This window comes from Galbibacter kalidii (assembly GCF_026241135.1).
GTDB lineage: Bacteria > Bacteroidota > Bacteroidia > Flavobacteriales > Flavobacteriaceae > Galbibacter.
Genome location: NZ_JAPFGA010000007.1, coordinates 105378 through 124512, shown reverse-complemented (window position 1 = coordinate 124512; position 19135 = coordinate 105378). Strand labels below are relative to the sequence as shown.

At 36.5% G+C, this 19135-nt stretch carries 15 protein-coding genes; 5 read left to right on the top strand and 10 right to left on the bottom strand.

All coding sequences use genetic code 11. The annotated features are described in order from the left end of the window. Window positions 1-533 precede the first annotated feature (533 nt). The gene (locus OOZ15_RS09360; protein WP_265956112.1) at window positions 534-1172 is read left to right on the top strand and encodes a GIY-YIG nuclease family protein; all 639 of its coding nucleotides are present in this window, start codon (window positions 534-536) and stop codon (window positions 1170-1172) included. Beyond that, a complete protein-coding gene (locus tag OOZ15_RS09355) occupies window positions 1160-2131 on the top strand; it encodes an Lcl domain-containing protein (protein WP_265956110.1) in 972 nt (323 codons plus the stop codon). The genes OOZ15_RS09360 and OOZ15_RS09355 overlap by 13 nt, the downstream gene beginning before the upstream one ends. A gap of 219 nt (window positions 2132-2350) precedes the next feature. Here the strand turns inward: OOZ15_RS09355 and OOZ15_RS09350 are convergent, their stop codons facing one another. The 3 genes from OOZ15_RS09350 to OOZ15_RS09340 form a co-directional block, all read right to left on the bottom strand. Further along, complete coding sequence (locus tag OOZ15_RS09350; RefSeq protein ID WP_265956109.1) at window positions 2351-2761, bottom strand: thiol-disulfide oxidoreductase DCC family protein; 411 nt, start codon at window positions 2759-2761, stop codon at window positions 2351-2353. 238 nt (window positions 2762-2999) lie between these two features. Next, on the bottom strand, window positions 3000-4397 hold the full coding sequence (gene fumC / locus OOZ15_RS09345) for a class II fumarate hydratase (RefSeq protein ID WP_265956107.1): 1398 nt from the start codon (window positions 4395-4397) through the stop codon (window positions 3000-3002). A gap of 106 nt (window positions 4398-4503) precedes the next feature. After that, complete coding sequence (locus OOZ15_RS09340; protein WP_265956104.1) at window positions 4504-4938, bottom strand: DM13 domain-containing protein; 435 nt, start codon at window positions 4936-4938, stop codon at window positions 4504-4506. Window positions 4939-5111: 173 nt separating this feature from the next. Here OOZ15_RS09340 and OOZ15_RS09335 point away from each other — a divergent pair, with 173 nt between their 5' ends. Then, on the top strand, window positions 5112-5348 hold the full coding sequence (locus tag OOZ15_RS09335; RefSeq protein WP_265956194.1) for a hypothetical protein: 237 nt from the start codon (window positions 5112-5114) through the stop codon (window positions 5346-5348). A 49-nt stretch (window positions 5349-5397) separates the two neighbouring features. Here OOZ15_RS09335 and OOZ15_RS09330 read toward each other — a convergent pair whose 3' ends face one another. The 3 genes from OOZ15_RS09330 to OOZ15_RS09320 form a co-directional block, all read right to left on the bottom strand. Continuing rightward, complete coding sequence (locus tag OOZ15_RS09330; RefSeq protein WP_265956102.1) at window positions 5398-7896, bottom strand: TonB-dependent receptor; 2499 nt, start codon at window positions 7894-7896, stop codon at window positions 5398-5400. Window positions 7897-7988: 92 nt separating this feature from the next. Then, window positions 7989-8330, bottom strand: coding sequence for an arsenate reductase (glutaredoxin) (arsC, locus tag OOZ15_RS09325; RefSeq protein ID WP_265956099.1), 342 nt, complete (start codon window positions 8328-8330; stop codon window positions 7989-7991). Window positions 8331-8463: 133 nt separating this feature from the next. After that, entirely contained in the window at window positions 8464-9786 is a 1323-nt protein-coding gene (locus OOZ15_RS09320; protein ID WP_265956097.1) for a dipeptidase, read from the bottom strand. A 318-nt stretch (window positions 9787-10104) separates the two neighbouring features. Here OOZ15_RS09320 and OOZ15_RS09315 point away from each other — a divergent pair, with 318 nt between their 5' ends. Further along, on the top strand, window positions 10105-10977 hold the full coding sequence (locus OOZ15_RS09315; protein WP_265956095.1) for an MBL fold metallo-hydrolase: 873 nt from the start codon (window positions 10105-10107) through the stop codon (window positions 10975-10977). Window positions 10978-11659: 682 nt separating this feature from the next. On the opposite strand, the gene OOZ15_RS09310 is transcribed toward OOZ15_RS09315, so the two are convergent. Together OOZ15_RS09310 and OOZ15_RS09305 are read right to left on the bottom strand one after the other, a co-directional pair. Next, on the bottom strand, window positions 11660-12199 hold the full coding sequence (locus OOZ15_RS09310; RefSeq protein WP_265956092.1) for a gamma-glutamylcyclotransferase: 540 nt from the start codon (window positions 12197-12199) through the stop codon (window positions 11660-11662). Window positions 12200-12205: 6 nt separating this feature from the next. Further along, a complete protein-coding gene (locus OOZ15_RS09305) occupies window positions 12206-16012 on the bottom strand; it encodes a hypothetical protein (protein WP_265956090.1) in 3807 nt (1268 codons plus the stop codon). A gap of 386 nt (window positions 16013-16398) precedes the next feature. Between OOZ15_RS09305 and OOZ15_RS09300 the strand changes: the two genes are divergently transcribed. Then, window positions 16399-17160 carry an isocitrate lyase/PEP mutase family protein gene (locus OOZ15_RS09300; protein WP_265956088.1) on the top strand — a complete coding sequence of 254 codons (762 nt, stop codon included), beginning with the start codon at window positions 16399-16401 and terminating at the stop codon, window positions 17158-17160. Window positions 17161-17499: 339 nt separating this feature from the next. On the opposite strand, the gene OOZ15_RS09295 is transcribed toward OOZ15_RS09300, so the two are convergent. Next, window positions 17500-18483, bottom strand: coding sequence for a DUF3667 domain-containing protein (locus OOZ15_RS09295; RefSeq protein ID WP_265956086.1), 984 nt, complete (start codon window positions 18481-18483; stop codon window positions 17500-17502). Between the two features lie 387 nt (window positions 18484-18870). Next, window positions 18871-19059: an SEC-C metal-binding domain-containing protein gene (locus tag OOZ15_RS20435; protein ID WP_416337317.1), complete on the bottom strand. Its 189-nt coding sequence runs from the start codon at window positions 19057-19059 to the stop codon at window positions 18871-18873. Window positions 19060-19135: the final 76 nt, after the last annotated feature.

Here is a 19135-nt window from a genome sequence, read left to right as displayed (position 1 = left end):
ATTTCCGACTCCCGACTTCCCTCATTTCACAACAGGACCGAGTGTAAAGAAAATGTCCGGTGGACATTTTTAACGAAGGGGTCGGCTTGTCGTGTGGGCATATAGAGCCAGGTGGCGCATGGACAAATAAGACTTGATTGTCAGCCTACACATTTTCAATAAAAACTGCTTTCACAACAGAACGGAGCGTATAGAAACAGTCCGGTGGACTGTTTTAGCGAACGGGCCAGCCGGTGGGCAGGCAAGAAATCCCAAACCAGAACTAAAAAACACCAATCCTAAAACTTCAGGCTTCTGACCCTTCACAACAAATCCCCAACCCTTCACAACAATAATTGTGCTTTTAAGAGAAAAAAATATAGTTTAGAAGGGAATAAATACAAGTTTTACGGGATTCCGCAAGGGTTGTTAAAGTTAATTTGATTATTTTGGGGGAATGTTTATGCCAAAAAAGCGATGATATTTGATAATGAAGATTGTTAAATGGTACTTTGCTTATATAATGGAATTGTAGGTAATTTAAAAGAAACAAAATGCATGGTTTAACTAAAGAACAAATTAACTTTCTTAACGAACATAGAGTTCATCTTAAGTTTGTTTTTAATGCAAAAGGGATGTCTAAATCGAAGTATCGTCCAATAATGAAAGAGCTGAATAAATATATAGCTTATAATGTAACACCTTGTAAAAAATCAGGACACACTTTAAGAACAAGAAGCGGACATTGTTGTCAATGTAATACAGCGCACATGGCCTTTCAGAAAAGAAACGACTCTGTTGGAGTGACATATATTGCAGGTTCTTTGACAGGAAATGTTATTAAAATTGGGTTCACAAAAGCTGTAGAAATACGTTCAGAATCATTAAACAGAACAAATTATGCTGGATTTAATGATTGGAAAGTTCTATTTGCACTTAAGAGTAAAAATGCTGGACGAATCGAAACAAGAGCAAATTCACTTTTAAACAACTATGCTTTTTCTCTCGATTATGAACATGATGGACATTGGCAAGATTCTCACGAAACTTTTCATTGTTCATATTCTAAAGCTAAAAAGTTTGTTAAGCAAGTTTGTTCAGAAAACAATTATGATTTTGAATCTATAAGAGAAAGTTTGACTGAAAAATACGAATTTAGAATCTTAAAAAAAGATACGAAATGGAACAAATAAGGTTTATAGTATTATTTTGCATAGTAATCTCTTGTACTGAAAATAGCGACGAAGAAATAGTTGATATAACCATAACAGCTTCAAATTTTTCAACTGAAATAGATGAAAATCCAATGAATAATCAATCATTAGGCATAGTTGATGCCACTGTAAATCAAGGGACTTTGTCTTTCTCTATTGAGGAACAAAATCCAAATGATGCTATGGAAATAAACCTATCAACCGGAGAACTATTTGTTATGAACGCTAGTTTATTTGATTTTGAAAACAATTCTCAGGTCACAGCTACAGTTAGAATAGAAACTGAAGATAGATTTAAAAACATTTCGGTAACTATAAATTTGAACGATGTTAACGAATTAAGTTTACAAGAAAGGCTAGATAGTGGGGAAACACCCTTTGAAATATATCAAAGCGATAATTCATTGTTGGAAGAACTGTATGGACTAACTTATCAGGGAGGTTTGATCTTTTATTTAGACACAAGTAATGGAAATGGAATGGTAGCTGCTCCTTCTGACCAAAGCACTGGTGCCATATGGGGTTGTGAAGGAACAAATGTTTCGGGAGCTGAATTTTCATCAATCGGTTCAGGAATATCAAACACTAATGAAATTGTAAAAATTTGCAATGAATCAGATTATGCCGCTAAAATATGTGATGAACTAACTTTAGACGGTTACACTAATTGGTATCTCCCCAGTAAAGATGAACTTGACTTGATATACAGCAACTTACACCTTAATGGTTTTGGAGACTTTGAAGATGGCGAAAGTGAATGTTGCAATGGTTGGTATTGGAGCTCCACTGAATTTGAAGATCAAGATAATTATGAAACTAATGGATATGAAGCAGCTTGGGTGCAATCTTTCAGAAATGGAGATGATGGGTTGCAAACCACTTATGATATTGGAATAAAAGGTTTTGAAAATCATGTAAGAGCTGTTAGAAGTTTTTAAAACCCAGTACAAAAAGAGTCCGTTTCATAAAGTGTGTCAATTTATAAAACGGACTCATCAGAACCCTCCGTCTTATCCGCTTTGGGCGGATAATCCACCTCCCTTTGTCTAAAGGGAGGAGCTATTTTTTACTTTTATTATTATTTAGTACTTGAAATCAAAATTCCACGGTTAACCTTATTCAGGGATGTACACATTTCTAACCTCTAACCTCTAACCTCACAAAAACTTCCCTTTCAACTCAGCCGTAGGAACCATACAGCTTTCTTTTTTGCCGAACCATTTATAGCGGTTTCTGGCGATAAGATCGTAAATAAGGTTACGGAAACTTTCCGGTAGGATATGGTTAAAAACATTGAGAACCTTCCAAAAACCACCTATTTCCCTGGCGATTTCGATAGCAGCGGCGGATTTGGTGTAATATGCCACACCGGGTTCGATAAGTACAATGGAATCCACAACTTCAGGATCAATCCCGCGATCGGACAGCATTTTTTGTCCGATGTCGCTTTGTAGCGAAGCAAAACGAAACACATCCTTTTTATCACGTTTTATGACAAAAGTGACTGTATTGTTGCACAAATTGCAAACCCCGTCAAAAAGGATGATTTTTTTGTTTGTTAGTTCCATTTTACATATTTAAGTTTAAATAAAACCGTCACTTCGAGTGTTTTTCACGAATTTATGACGAAGTAAAAAAATGTATTCTCTTTCGTCACTTCGAGTGTTTTTTTCGCAGCTTGGCGAAGAAAAAAATGTATCGAGAAGCATTGCAAAGGGTCTCGATACACCCTGTGGAATGTCGTGAAACAACCTATTCCACAGGGCACTCGACCTGACGTAACTTTTATGTACGCTTATCGGTTGATTATTTCAACCCACCAACCATGTCTTCCGGTTTTACCCATTCGTCAAACTCTTCAGCGGTGAGATATCCTAAGGCCAAAGCAGCTTCTTTAAGGGTTGTGCCTTCCTGGTGTGCTTTATTGGCAATCTCTGCAGCTTTGTAATAACCAATCTTGGTGTTCAGTGCGGTTACCAGCATCAGCGAATTATTCACCAATTCGTCAATTCGTTTTTGGTTAGGTTCGATACCACTCGCACAGTGTTGTTCAAAACTCACACAGGCATCACCGATCAATCGGGCGGATTGCAAAAGATTCGCTGCCATCATGGGTTTGAATACGTTCAATTCATAATGTCCTTGTGTGCCGCCAACGGTAATGGCAACATCATTCCCCATCACTTGCGCGCAAACCATGGTAAGGGCTTCACATTGTGTTGGGTTTACTTTCCCCGGCATGATCGAGCTTCCGGGTTCGTTGGCCGGAATTAGAAGTTCACCAATACCACTTCGGGGCCCTGAAGCCATCAAACGGATATCGTTTGCGATCTTATTGAGCGATACTGCCAATTGTTTTAAAGCCCCGTGTGTTTCCACAAAAGCATCGTGTGCCGCCAAGGCTTCAAATTTATTGTCAGCCGATTTGAACGGATGCTCAGTAAACTTAGCGATAAATTCAGCTACGCGTTTGGCATAACCATTTGGAGTGTTCAATCCGGTACCGACAGCGGTTCCCCCTAAAGCCAATTCAGAAAGGTGATCTAAAGTATTATTCAATGCTTTTAATCCGTGATCCAATTGGGAAACATAACCCGAAAATTCCTGTCCGAGGGTGAGGGGAGTGGCATCCATAAGATGTGTTCTCCCAATTTTTACGACATCTTTAAATTCATCGGATTTCTTTTGTAGTGTGTTTCTTAGCTGTGTAACCCCGGGAATGGTTTTTTCAACGACCATTTTGTAGGCTGCAATATGCATTCCGGTAGGAAAGGTGTCGTTGGACGATTGCGATTTGTTCACATCATCATTGGGTTGTAAGGTTTTTTCACCTTCACCGATCTTTTTCCCGGCCAGCTGATGAGCTCTGTTCGCAACCACTTCATTGACGTTCATATTGCTTTGCGTACCCGAACCGGTTTGCCATATCACCAAAGGAAACTGATCGTCGTGTTTTCCTTCTAAAATTTCATCACATGCCTGCGCAATAAGATCCCTTTTTTCGGCAGGAAGCACCCCTAGCTCACAATTGGTATAAGCAGCAGCCTTTTTTAAATAAGCAAATCCGTATACAACTTCTAAAGGCATGGATGCCGGAGCACCTATTTTAAAATTATTTCTGGAGCGTTCCGTTTGTGCTCCCCATAATTTATCTGCGGGGACTTTTACTTCCCCCATAGTGTCTTTTTCTATTCTGTAATCCATAATTCATGAAGTGTTTTAGTCCAGCAAATGTACGTTTTTTAACGTAATTTTTGAAGCGGGAAAGCGCTTTGGTTTTTATGGAAAACTGTTGTTGTTTCCGAAAAAATCACTCCAAAACGGCATAGCCGAAATTTACCGAAAAGTCGACACACCAAATAAGCACATAATTGTACTTGTCTAGGTCGACGCTTGAAGGAATGTTATAATCAAAATCACCTTCTATACCCTGCAAATCACCGAGCGATACATAGTCGCCAGCGGAGGTGTCTGTTGCTAGATAGACATCTAAATTTGGCTCGTCATCAGTCATAAAATCCATAAAATAAAGGGTGTCGCCATCAGCATTTACAGTAGCAGTGCCCGAAGTGGGGTGGGCGTCGGCTACAAAATCGCCTTGGGGAAGAGAATCATCATTGTTGTTTTCATCGTCTTCTTGTTCCATTTCCATTTTGGGATTGGACAAACCATCATCACTAGAAGAGCAACTGAGCAGCAGTCCGAAGCAGAAAAAAACTGGAATAAAGTAAATGATTGATTTCATTACAAAGTAGTTGTTTTACAGCAATTTAAATATAGTTTCTTATCCCAATTTACAAAAAAAATGACTTAGATTCAAAACGGGTGGGATATAGTGTCAGAAGAGGTTAGGGGAGGACTCTAAATAAGATTAAAATTTAGAATTGCACAGATGAATAAAAAATTATTTCAGCCTAGATGGGCAAAAAATTAAGAATTGTGCTTATCTTTGGAGCGAATTCAGAAAAATTTCCGGAAACTATGTTTGAATTTGATCAGTATCTTGGTTTTTTAGCATTCCTTACCATCCTGACGATAGGATTTTGGTTGATGATCTTTTTGTTGACCTTCGTTATTCCTTATTGGATCGGAGGATCGATCATTGAAATGATAAAAGAAAAGAGAGCCGCTAAAAAAGCAAAACAAGACAAATAAAAAAAGAAGCCAAAACGGCTTCTTTTTTTGTATCTATGTTACTCGATTTCTATCCTTGAAATCCTCCTCCATCCATATCATCTTGCATTTCCCTATTACCACCGCGTTCACGCCCATTTTTCTGCTGATTGAAACGGTACATAAATGAAATGGTAAACTGTCTTTGTCTCCATTGGAACTCACTATCTGAAGTAAAGAACTGTGTTTCCGTAAACGATTGTCTTTTTCTACTGTTCAACAGATCGCTTACGTTAAAAGATATGGTAGCATTGTCGTTCATAATGTCTTTGCTCATTGCTAAATTTAACGAGAACATGCCTTCTGATCGGGTTTGGGAGTTCTCCCTTGGTCCCATGTAGAACGCATTGGTTTGCCAATCAACCTTAGCCGGTAAACTTACTTTAGAACTAAAACGCGCAAACCAACTCGTATTTTCCGCTCCGTAATCAACTTCATTATAAATCCCTTCAGTAGCAAACTTAAAGAAGTTAAAACTTCCGTTTAATCGCAACCACTTTGAAGGGTTGTACATGATACCTGCCTCGGCACCAAAACGTTCATTGGTTGACAGGTTGATAGGAAGCGACCTGATGATGTTAATTCCATCTGAAGTCTGCTCTCCCGTTTCTTCCTGAACACGCTCAAAAGCATTGGTTTCCCTTTGGTAGTAAACTGAAGAAGTTAATGTAAGCTTATCCCATCTTTTTAAATACCCAATATCATAGGCATCGGCATAGGCTGGATCCAAGTCGGGATTCCCTTGAAAAACATTGGTTCTACTTGATCTGGAAGGGAAGGGGTTGATAAACCATCCCCTTGGTCTGTTGATACGTCTGTTGTACCCCAAAGAGATATTTTCATTTTCAGCCAATTCATAAACTAAATTGATGGTAGGGAAGAGGCCCAGATAATTTTTATCAAAATTGGTGTCAAAATCAACACCCAATTCTTCACTGAGATCGGATTCACTCAGTTCAGATTCCACTTTTCCTTTCATTTGTGTGTTCTCCAAGCGTAGACCCAACAAGAAAGAGAATTTCTTTCCTAGTTTATTTCCGTATTGCGTATAAAACGCATTGACATTTTCGGTATAGGTGAATTCATTGGTGAGACCGGTATCAGTTTCAAAATCACCTGTTTCCGGATTGTAGATGTCCAACTGATAGTCGTTTACTTCTTCTTCAAAATTCCCGCGATATCCGGCTTCAAACTGTGCTTCACCCATGGGTAGCACATAATCGGCTTGTATCAAATATTCATTTTGTACTTCTGTTTCGTCTATCAGTTCGAGGGCCAGAAGGCTGTCTGTTGGAAAATTTCTGTTCTCATCAATATCGGTAAGAATAGCTTCATCGTCAAACGAATACTGAAAATCGGCTGTTAATTTATGTCCGTCTTCATTAAAATTATTGGTATAGTTCAATGACACCTGATAGGTTTTATCGTCTTCATTTTCAGTTTCCCTACGGATGGTTCTACTGTTCAGTGCATTATCAACAAATCGAGATGTATTATTTTCCGTAACGTCTTGTTCATCAGAAAAGCGGGTGAAGAAACTACCTGTGATCGAGGATCTTTCGGTTAAAAAATATTCCAAACCGATATTGGCATTCACCCCTTGGTTTTTTCGGAACATATCCCGGTCTTCGATAATCCTGTCATATTCTCCACTGAAGTAGTGGTTGTCAAAATAAGCATTTCCTGGCGGTTCGCTATAGGAATATCCTAAAGTGGTAAAGAGGTTGAACTTATCTGTCCTAAGGTTTAAATTGGCATTCGTCCTACTTCTGATAGGGTAGCCTGTATTTAAACTGACAGAGCCATTAAAACCTCGCGTTTTCTCTTTTTTAAGAACAATATTTAATATCCCGGCAGTTCCCTCTGCATCATAACGGGCAGACGGACTCGTGATTACTTCTACTTTTTCGATGGCATCGGCTGGGAGTTGGCGTAAAGCATCTGTTGAACCAAAACCGGCCATGGCAGAAGGCTTTCCGTTGATAAGGATACGCACATTTTCATTCCCCCGGAGACTAATGGCGCCTTCTACATCAACAGTTACGGAAGGGACATTGTTCAATGCGTCACTTACGGAAGCACCGCTGGTAGTCAAATCTTTTCCTATGTTGTACACTTTTTTGTCAAGGCGAACTTCCACTGTTGTTTTTTCCCCTGTAACTTCTACAGCATCTAATGTGGCAACATCCAAAGACAGCCTGATGACTCCAAAGTTTTTGTCTTGCGTTAGATTTTGATTGTTTAGGGTATGTGTTTTGTATGATATGTATTCAACCTTAATATTGTAGTTTCCGGCTTTAGCATCTACATTAAAATAACCATTGGCATCAGTAACCCCTCCTGTTACTTGGCTGGGGTTGTCAATGCTTTCTAATACCAGGGTGGCATATTCCAAGGGTTCGGCTGTTTCGGCATCTACAACCTTACCGGTAAGTTTGATTTGTTTTGGGACATTTCCATTTGGAGTTTGTGCAGATAGAAATGTTGAAAACAAAATAGCTGCAAAAAAGCAGTAGCGTCTAAATCTCATAGTGAATGTAAAAATTAGTAGTTTTTTTTCTTACTTGATGTAAGTCAGACGCCAAATTTAGATGATGGTTTAAGCCTAAAAGGTTAAACTTTTCATAAAATTGTTTTAATGTTTTCGGGCGGTCTGCCTATCACGGCTACTTTATTTTTTACTACGATTGGACGCTCTATCAATTTTGGATTTGAAACCATAGCCTCAACAATCTCATCGTCAGTCATATCCTTGTTTTTATACTGTTCTTTCCAGATTGCTTCATTTTTTCTGATGAGCTCAATAGGGTGGATTCCTAAATAGTTAATTATTTCCTGAAGTTCTTTTTTTGAAGGAACATCTTCAAGGTATTTTACAATTTCAAACTCTTTTCCTGATGCTTCCAACAATTGCAACCCTTCCCTGGATTTTCTACAACGTGGATTATGGTATATTTTGATCATTTTTTGTGGTTTATACATTAAAATTTACTTGATTGTCAGGTTGAGCGCAGTCGAAACCTATAGATAGTTCTCGACTGCGCTCGAACTGACAGGAGAGAGTTTTTTTGACCATACAATAGCCTATATCTAACCTTTAACTAATTTCTTTAGCAACGGCCTGCACTTCATCAAGAACACGTAGGAGATTACCGCTCCACAGTTTTTCAATATCTTCTTCGGTATAACCTCTTTTTACCAATTCTATGGTTACGTTCAGGGTTTCAGAAGCATCGTTCCATCCATAGATACCGCCGCCACCGTCAAAATCAGAGCTGATTCCCACGTGGTCAATCCCGATTTTTTCAACCATATAATCAATATGATCTACAAAATCGCTTACATCTACGGGATTACCGGCCTCGGACAAGGAATCTATTTGTGGTTTTATTTTATCGCGTAATGCCATATATTCCTTATAATAGGCACCTCTCGCTTCATCAGACAACGCTCTTACATCGTCCCATTCTAGAATGGCAAAATTGTTCTTTTCAGCTTCTTCCTTTAATATTTTATCCGCCAATGCGTTAAAAGCTTCGGCTTTTTCAGTGTCCACATAAGAAGCAAAAGCTACAGTTTGTACCACGCCGCCATTTTCTTTAAGCCATTGTAGTTGTTCGTCATCGAGATTCCTGCTGTGGTTGCATAGCGCACGGGCAGAGGAGTGGGAGGCGATCACCGGAGCCTTGGTCAGTTCGATCATCTGTCTCATTGCTTCTTTGGAAGGGTGGGAAACATCGATCATCATCCCATATTTGTTCATTTCGGTAATAACTTCTTTTCCGAGTTCACTCAACCCATTGTGAAGCCAAACGCTGTCTTTTTCACCGGTGTTGGAGTCGGATAACTGACTGTGGCCTTGGTGCGCAAGTGACATATAACGTCCGCCAAGATCGTAGAATTTCTTTACATTGCTGATGTCGGTTCCGATAGGGTAGCCGTTCTCAATACCGATCATGGCTACTTTTTTACCCGCTACGTGATGACGGCGCACATCTTCAGAATTCAAAGCCAAACCGATTTTCCCGGGAGCAATATCTTCACAAAGCCTGTGAATCGCTTCAAATTTGGAAATCGCGTTGTTGTAGGCCTTTTTATAGCCTTCGGCGGTGAGGGTATCCTGTCCGGTATACACAATAAGCCAAGCCACATCGAGTCCGCCTTCTTCCATTTTCGGAATATTCACCTGACTGTCAAGTCGTTGTGTGTAGTTAATAGAATCGGTGAAATTGTTTACGTTGATATCGCAATGCGTATCCAGCGTAATAACGTTTGCATGGATTTCTTTAGCCTTGGCTATAATTTGATCTTCGGTTATTTCTTTTTCCGAAGTTTCTTTTTTAGCAGCCTCTTTACAAGAGAAAGTCAGGGTTACCATGGCAAAAAAGGCGCATAGCAATACCAAGTTATTTTTTTTCATACGAATTAGATTTATATTAAACACTTTAAATCCCTCTGTTATAATTATTGTTGATTAGCAGAGTTGAAATTAAGCGTATATAATTGTTTGTGCAAATAATGAGTGTGATAAATGTAGCCATTGGGAATCCGGCTACCTTAAGAACGAGTAGAAACCGGACATTGTCAGTTCGAGCATTATCGAGATTCAAAATATATTTTGAATTGAAGATACTAAGCGAAGCTTATCGAGAACTATCTATAGGTTTCGACTGCGCTCAACCTGACATCGAATCAATATTTTCACTATCTTTAATCTAACTAATTAATAATCAACATCATGAAATCAATAAAATCCCTAATCATCATCTTCACCATTATAGGGAACAGCCTTATGGCACAGGATGTCACCATTACTTCAGAAAAAATATCAGATCATGTGTATGTCTTGTACGGACGGGGCGGGAATATCGGATTGGCGGTGACCGACAACGGTGTTTATATGATCGACGACCAATTTGCAGAACTCACCCCCAAAATATTGGAAAAAATCAAAACCATAACCGATGAACCGGTAAAATACCTGATCAACAGCCATTGGCACGGCGACCACACCGGTGGAAATGAAAACATGGCCAAACAAGGGGCTGTGATCGTTGCCCATAACAATGTTTTTAAGCGTATGAGTGTCAGGCAAGACAGAGGTGGAGGCAGGGTTCAGGAAGCTGCTCCTGATATGGCGCTGCCACAAATTACCTTTTCGGATAATATGATGATGCACCTGGACAGGAATACCGAAATTATGATTATGCACGTACACGACGCACATACCGATACGGATGCATTAATTTATTTTCCTTCTGAAAATGCAATACACATGGGCGATGTCTTTTTTAACGACGGAAGGTATCCATATATCGATCTAAGCTCAGGAGGTTCCATAAATGGTGTTATTGAAGGACTTGACCATGCATTGTTTATCGTAAACGACGATACTAAGATCATTCCGGGTCACGGAAAAGTAACCGATAAAAGTACACTTAAAAAGTATCGGGAAATGCTCGTCACCATACGCGAACGCGTACAACAAGCCAAAGACGACGGGAAAACCCTGGAAGAAACACAAGCCATGTCACTGACTGCGGAATATGACGACAACCACAGCAGTGATCCGAATAGTTTGATTGACTATATCTATAATAGTCTTAAATAAAACACCCAATTACATAAAAGTAGGACAGGGTTTAAAAATATTTTATTTTACATAATATAAATTATAGTACAAATTAGTTTATCGGGCGCAGCACTATATCGGCAGATATTATGTCAAAGCCGTTTTACTGGAATGTTTATTAAAATTCGTAAGCTATAATTAGTCGCTATGTAAAATTGCCGCGCCCAACCGCTAGATTGTTTTATAAAATCAAATTACTCAGGCAATTTATTTTACACACAATTATCCATCGCTTGCCAACGCCAAAATAAAAGCTAACCTTTTTACACTTATTAAAAATCGCGTATTCGATAAATGTACGTCATAAAAAATTTTAGGAGATTCTCGTGGATTGCCACAAGAGCATAAATTTTAAGAAAAATAAAATTCTATGCACTTGTTATATGTAGAACTTCAATTAATCTTTTTTTTAAGGCTGCATATAATTTTGGAAACAATTAACGGCTCATTCGCTATATTTTAGACTATTTGGCGTTAAGAAAATGTCTAGCAGACATTTTTAGCTAAATACGATTTGAAACGAACATTTAGTAAATTGTTGTATGCAAATACAATCATCCACTGGATAATTGCATTTGTATAGCCTAAAATATGGACGCTTTTTTCTCCTATTGTTTTGACCAAAATTTTATGTGGCCAAGTTTAACATCGAGATTCTATTTTACATAATATTATAAAATACAAGTTTGTAAAGACTCTCTATTTCATTATCAACTATCTCATATTCTTTTAGATAGCTTCTAATTTCTGATAAATATTCTTTAGAGTCGCTTCTCAATCCCTTTTTTCCATTTAAAATGATTTTCGCTTTTTCATTCAAATCTACATCTGATTTGACGAAATTTGGCCCTTTTGGATTTGGAAAAAACACAATGCAATTTTCAAAAATTTCATTCTGTTCATTTACAACTTCTAACTGCTTATTGTTTGAAGTATTAATCGGGATATAACCTCCTTCTCTTTTAAGTACTTTTGGGTAGTTCTCTTTATTTATCCAAATCAATTTTCCGGTGCATTCACCACCATATTCAAGACCTAATACGAGACCTGGATTAGTTTTAGTTCCTCTTGATTCTGTTGATTTTTTATTAAAACTTCTGTGTGCACCAATTAATTTAGCATCAACCATTTTTATAGGCTCAACTTCCTTATTATCCCAAATTATAGAACCATATCCAAACACACAAATATTATTTTCCATAAAAAACTATCTTAAACTATCTTGTATTGCTTCTTCATCCATTCTTTGTCCATCTTGAATGTATCTTTCTGCTATCTGTCGATATACTGATGACACCGTAGGATGAGAAATTTTTCTTTCTTCAGCGAGTTTATTAAAATGTTTAGCTCTAGACCTTTCAATATCGCCTCCAGCACCTGATGGCCTTGAGGTAAAGCCTAACCTGTTTGTTATTTGAATTTTAAATCCTATATACATATCATTACTATCAATTCTTTCTAAAGTATTACAAATTTCATCTGGAAAGAAAATACCTTTCTCCTTATTTGGGTATCTAGCTAATATTTCACCTATTTTTTGGTCAGTAACTTCTAATCTATCACATTCAGCTGCCAATTCCCTTACTTTATCTATCCAAGTATTTAATTCATCTTCAACAATGCCTCCATCAGGTTCTAATCCAGGTATTAAATTAAAATTTCTTAATAAAGTATATGAATACTCTATGAAGGTTTTCTGACTTTGGTCATTAATTTTTTCAACTTCCTCTTCGGTCAATTCTCGATTCTTTGGAACATAGACATTTTTAATTAATTCCATAAACAAATTTGGGTCTTTGGCAATAGCAGTAAAAAGATATTTCGGTTGCACTCCATGACCTGTAGAATCAAAAACAAACAAATAGGTAAATTCAATTTTCGCCATTCTCTCTGCATCAATTTCTTCTCCTCTCGAAAATAAATCATTGAATACATTACCTAAACCGTAATGGTCAAGATGCAAATTTGAATGCTCCACATAATCTGTTAGTGATAATTCTTCCAATGTATTCATTATCATATCACTATCAAGTTTGCTTACACCTTGTATATGCCCTAAAATATTTAATACAGCAATTGTTCTTTTGTATTCTTTTAATTTGTTAATACTATACTTGATTTCCTCAACATCGCTTATGTATAATGCATTAAAATGTTCCCAATAGTACTTTTCAATATCCGGAATTTTAAGTCCTTCAATGAATTTCCAGAGTTTAATGTCAAATCTTAACGCTAAAAGGTATCTTGATAAACTTTCATTGTCATAATCGCCACTTTTCTGAAGTTTCTTAAAAATATCAAGAGATTTTTTTTGTCCATTTATTGACTCTATTGCATATACAAAACTTTGAACAAAGCTTAAATCTTCTTTCTTTTGGGATTTTAGAAGTTGAAATGTTTTATGTTCATCTTCTTCTGACAATTTAATACTTGCCAATGGATAACCTACATACCCAGGTGTTTCAAGATTAACTGCCAATTCAATTACCTTTTCAATTGAATAATCAGTTAACACTTTTTCCACAAACTCTTTTTGTTTTATATTCAGCTCTTTACTTTGTTCATCATAACCCAAATCACTATTTCTTCCTTCCATTGGAATGGGATGATGACTTAATAAATATTCATTCGAAAGTATTATATCTTCAGGTTTAAACAAATCGGCAACTTCTTGAGTTTCTGATAGTATCTTTTCTGGAATTGCCCAGTTTTGTTTTGAATGAGTCCTATGCCTGCCAATTATTTCTCTAAATGCATTGTATATTTTTCCATTGTTTTCTTGGTTAGATTTATCTAGTTTTTTTAGGCTTTCAAGGAATAAATCAATATTATTTTTTCTTAATGAATCAAATTTTGAGATTAGTGTAAGTATTTGATTGATATCATTATTTTTCTCAATTAATTCAATCATTTTATTTGTTGCAAAATTCTCCATTTCATATACCTCAAGATTAGTTAGAGATACTTCACTCGTTTCTTCAAATAATCGCCATTGCATTTTATGATTTGGAGAAGCATGGTCATTACGTTTGAATATTAACGAATTTAACAGTTGAAAACCGATAATTGGATATTTACTAGAAAGTATAGTTAGAATTTGCTTTCTTTCTTCAAAAGACGCGTTAGTTTGTGGATACCACGTTTTAAAAATGCTTTTTAATGTATTAAAAGGAGTATTTAAAGTTGGTAATTTTTCAGGAGCAAGTTCTATTAATTGGCAAATTATCAAGCAAACTTTCGTTAACAAATGAGGTATCCACGCTATGCTTTCTAACGACCACAATAGATATGGTAAATCGTTAGACGAACCCATTATCCCTCCTTCTTCTTCGAAAAATGACATTACTTTCTTATCATCGATTATTGATTGAATTTGATTAAGGAAAACTTCTGGTGAAGCTTCAGCCAAAAGCATTAAATTATATCCTAAAGACCTATATAATTCAGGGCTGGCATTATTTAATACCTCATTTACTATATTATCAACAAAAACTCTAGGTTCATTAACTGCTGATACTCCATATTTTTTTCCTAAAACAGATAAAATAATAAGAGTTTCTGCAACTCCTTTCTTAATTTCATGAGAATATTTTGGCATCGCATTATATAAAGATGCCATGTGGCGTTTATCTGAAGAAAGTTGGTATTTTGGATGTTCTTCAGTCAATACCTGAATACATATTTCTTTAAATTTTTCTAAATCTTCTATAGATAGATATTTTGCTAAATAAATCCATGTGTCAGAGTGCGAAATTAATCTCCAATTTGAGCCTATATTATAAACTGGGCTTTCGTCACTGAACTCTAATTCTTTCAAAAATCTCTCATATTCAGAGAATTTTTCACCTGAAATTTGCTCAATTATTTTTCTATCTTCTTCAGAGGCAGAATTAAATCTGGCAATTAATAAAAAAGGTATGAATTTAATGTAGTTTGGATTATTCAACCAACTTGGTTTTTTAGATGTAAATTCCAAACTTCTTCTTAAGACTGATATGTTTCTTCCCGAATTTTTAGATAACAATCTTGATTTTTCTTTATCAATACCCATTTGATTTAGGCAATCTACTAATGTCTCATTACTTAAGATTGGAAGTTTGATTAGATTGTTTTTATCTGATGAAAAACTATTACTAACTGGAACTAAAACCGTATGACCATTTGTAATAGCTTTGTTTATGTCAAGATATTCTTCATCAAACTTTGGCAAAAGTATCAACGGCTGTCTGTTTTCAATCAATTGGTTGAAACTATTTCTATTTTCAACGACTAAAGTTTTGGCTTGAATGCTATCTTTAATATTTTCTTCTAACTTGTCTATGGAGGCTAATATAAATGCCAAAGAACCCTCTTTAGTGTTTGATTGAATATAATGAACAACAGGCTTTTTACTTAACAAATTTTCTTGTAATACTTTTAACTGTACTTCTCTTGAATCAACCAATAAACCTGCTGGAAATTTCATTGCTCCTTTTGTCGCCCAATCTTTCCAATAATCATCAGCAGAATAGACACCTTCAATTGGTTTTCCTAAATGTTTTGCAAGCCAAATTTCAACTGTAGGAGCTAATTCTAACCAATGTTCCAAATCTACTGCATCATAACATCTTACATTAGCCCAGAAACCTTCTTTTTCTTTTGCTTCTGACCATGATTTAGTCTTTGTCCATTTCTTAGCCGTAACACTAACGTATGTCGTGTCTTTAGGAACTTTTCCTAGTGTATCCTTTTTTCTTTTTTCGTAATCATCATCAGCCTTTTCTCTCTTTCTTTCAGTTACTCCAAACTCCCAAACTGAATTTCCTAAAGGTATAAACAGATTGCCTTTTTCAGTTTCTAAATCACCATCATAACCACCAGTTTGAACATCATCACCATAAGGAAATTCAATTTTCTTTATATGTTCTATTTCTACTCCAGCAAGTATTAATTTTCTAATCAGTAAAGGCAAGGTGCTTTTGCATTCAAGAGTATCTGCCCAATGTTTTATGTCTGTTGAAGTAATATATTTCATGTTCTAAACTGTTAATTATAAAACAATTATCAAGTCAACATCTATACCATTTAACATAAAAATTAAGAATTATCAATTATTTGTTTACTAATGATAATTTTATGTCAACTTGTCATTAACATCTTTTAAAACCATTCCACACACATTACGCTTCCCTCCTACGCCGTCGCGTAAAAAGTGTTCCATTAGCATTGTAGAAGAAACTTTTGAGAATAATTTTTTTCAAGAAACTTTAGTAACAACTTTCGTTTTTAACCAAAGCAAAGTTACATAACGCAAGTACATTATAGTTCAAACTACATATAATTATAATGTTTTCTTAGTTACAGGCTTTCTTCAATTATATTCAGTACATTACTTAACATTCTAATCCTAAAAAAACAATTATGAGCATAGTAAGTAATTTCAAAGCGCTTCACCAAAACAACACTCCATTATTATTGGCCAACGTATGGGATGCACATACAGCAAAATTAGCACAGGAAGCCGGCTATACGGCATTGGGAACTTCCAGCCATGCCATTGCCAACTCTTTAGGATTTAAAGATGGAGAAGAGATCAACTTTGAGGCATTATTTTTTGTAGTGAAGCACATCGTAGCTGTTGCGGAAGTGCCCGTATCGGTCGATTTTGAAGCAGGATATGCGGACGATCCGAAGCAGGTGGCAAAGTATGTGAAGCAACTTGCGGATATTGGCGTGGTCGGTATTAACCTGGAAGACGGCGTTGTAAAAGAGGGTAAGCGTATACTCGGTGATGCGACAGTATTGGCGGCAAAAATTAAAGCCGTTAAAGCAACCACAGCTATTTTTATAAATGCCCGGATAGATACGTATACAACCAAACATCCAGACAGCCTTAACGAATCGGTTTCCAGGGCACTGATCTACAAAACAGCTGGTGCAGACGGCATATTTTTACCGCTGATAGAAAAAGAAACGGATATTAAATCATTTATAACGAAAGTAGATCTGCCGCTGAATGTATTCACTACACCAAAATTACCGGATTATGAAACATTGGGAAAGCTGGGAGTAAAACGTATCAGTCATGGCGCTAAGCAGTATGAATTACTGATGAAAAAATCCGAAGAGATATTTAAAAATTTTCAGCAGACGAAGGACTATACATTAGTGTTAGGCTCATAACCCCTCGTTTTTTCCTGAATTTAAAGGACGTTTTGGAGAGAAAACTTTTCAGAGAAATTTTAAAAATCTCGTAATGAAATACTCAAAACACACATAATACTTTTTGGTTTGGATTTGTCCTTTATCATCCTTACACCCCATTCCACACACATTGCCCTCCCCTCCTACTACCACTCCCGGCAAAGAGTGTTTATTACATTTTTAAGAAAATTTAGGCGGAAAACTTTTCAGAAGATTATTAGTTGAGGTTGCTTTTTACCAAAGCAATGTTACATAACGCAAGTACATTATAGTTCAAATCCCAAACTCCAAGCATCAAATTCCAAAGCTTAAATAAATTTAATAAAAGAAAAAGGCAGTGAGCCCCATTATAGCAAAAGCTACAGGCAATACCACCAATAAAAACAGGATACTGACCGCACCACTTTTTATCACACTCACCAAGTAGCTTTGTTTGTAAAAGCGTCTTATCGCAAAAATCAAATACACAAAGAAGGCTAAAAACAGAAGAGCGTTAATCCAAGTCGGTATGTTAACGACATAGCTCACTAAATAATCAAAAGACAATAGTGCAAACCCAAAACAAAAAAAGTAAAAGCTAAACACCAAATGCCACACATATGGCCTGTCTTTGTAAAAAAACAGCTTGAGCAATAGTGCGAAAATTGGCAATAAAAAGAACATAGCAATTGGAAAACTATCAATAAATGCTTGAGCAATGGCTTTCTTTCCTGTGCCCTTTCGAAGCCGCAACATTTGTTCATATGTTTTTCGCTCAAAATACCCTGCATCTTCATTCATTCCCATAGCGCTATAAATCTCAGTTTTTGGAGCACCAGCTTGTATCATGGAATCTATCTTGGATTCTTCTGTAACTTTGTCAATTGCACTGGACACGGTTTTCGATAGTTGTTCATTTTCCAAGTCCAAAGAATCATTCAGCTCTTCCCTTAATTCTTTATCAACTAAAGTGTTGACTTTGATATTGGATTCTTCTGAGTCTATTCCTCCGGAAAAATCTATGGAAATCGAAAATAGAAAGAAGAAGACAATGGATATAAACAAATAAAATTGCGCAGGATGGATGTAGGTACGACGTTTTCCCTCGATAAATTTTTCGGGTAAAAAACCCGGTTTGATCATCAACGGAAGAAAGCTTTTGAAAAACCGGGCATCAAATGAAAAATAATTGCTTATCGTGTTATAAAACAACACGCCCAAAGTAAGCTTATCTTCCTTTTTCTGTCCGCAAAAAGGACAAAAATCATAAGAAACATCAAATGTCTTTTCGCAATTGTTGCATGCCTTAGTAGGTTTATTCATAAGTCATTTTGATTGATTTCTGTAAATATAATAAGCTTTTTATTAATGGGACATAAGTTGCTTATGGTTACTTTTCTATTGCTTATGATTAGATTCCTGTTCCGACAGGCTTAAGTTCCGTTCCGATAGGGTCAAAATGCGTTCCGACTGGTTCAAGTTCTATTCCGGCACGTTCAAATCCCATTCCGATAGGATCGAATTGCGTTCCACGCTGTTACATTCCTGTTCCGGTACGTTACAATTGTGTTCCGACTCATTGCAGTTGAATTCCGACGCGTTACAGTTTTGTTCCGATAGGGGACATTCCTGCTCCGACATTAGCTACCGTAGTCTCTAATGACAGTGTTGATGTGTATCCGACCAGGTTTTTCCGGGAGGACATGTGGATTAATTGCCGCTGTTGATCATTGAGACTACAACAAGCACAATACCTAAGAGTATCACTCCTACAACAACAATTAAGGCCATCTTTGATTTCCTTGTTCTTGTTAAACGTTCCTTTCCCATACAGCAACGTTTGTATTTCTTACCACTACCGCAATGGCATGGATCGTTTCTCCCGAGTGTTTTAGTCATGGCTTAATTTATTTTGAGATGTATCACTTTAAAAGCTTCTATTCCAAATTTAGTGAAAATTAAGCGCTTCATTCTT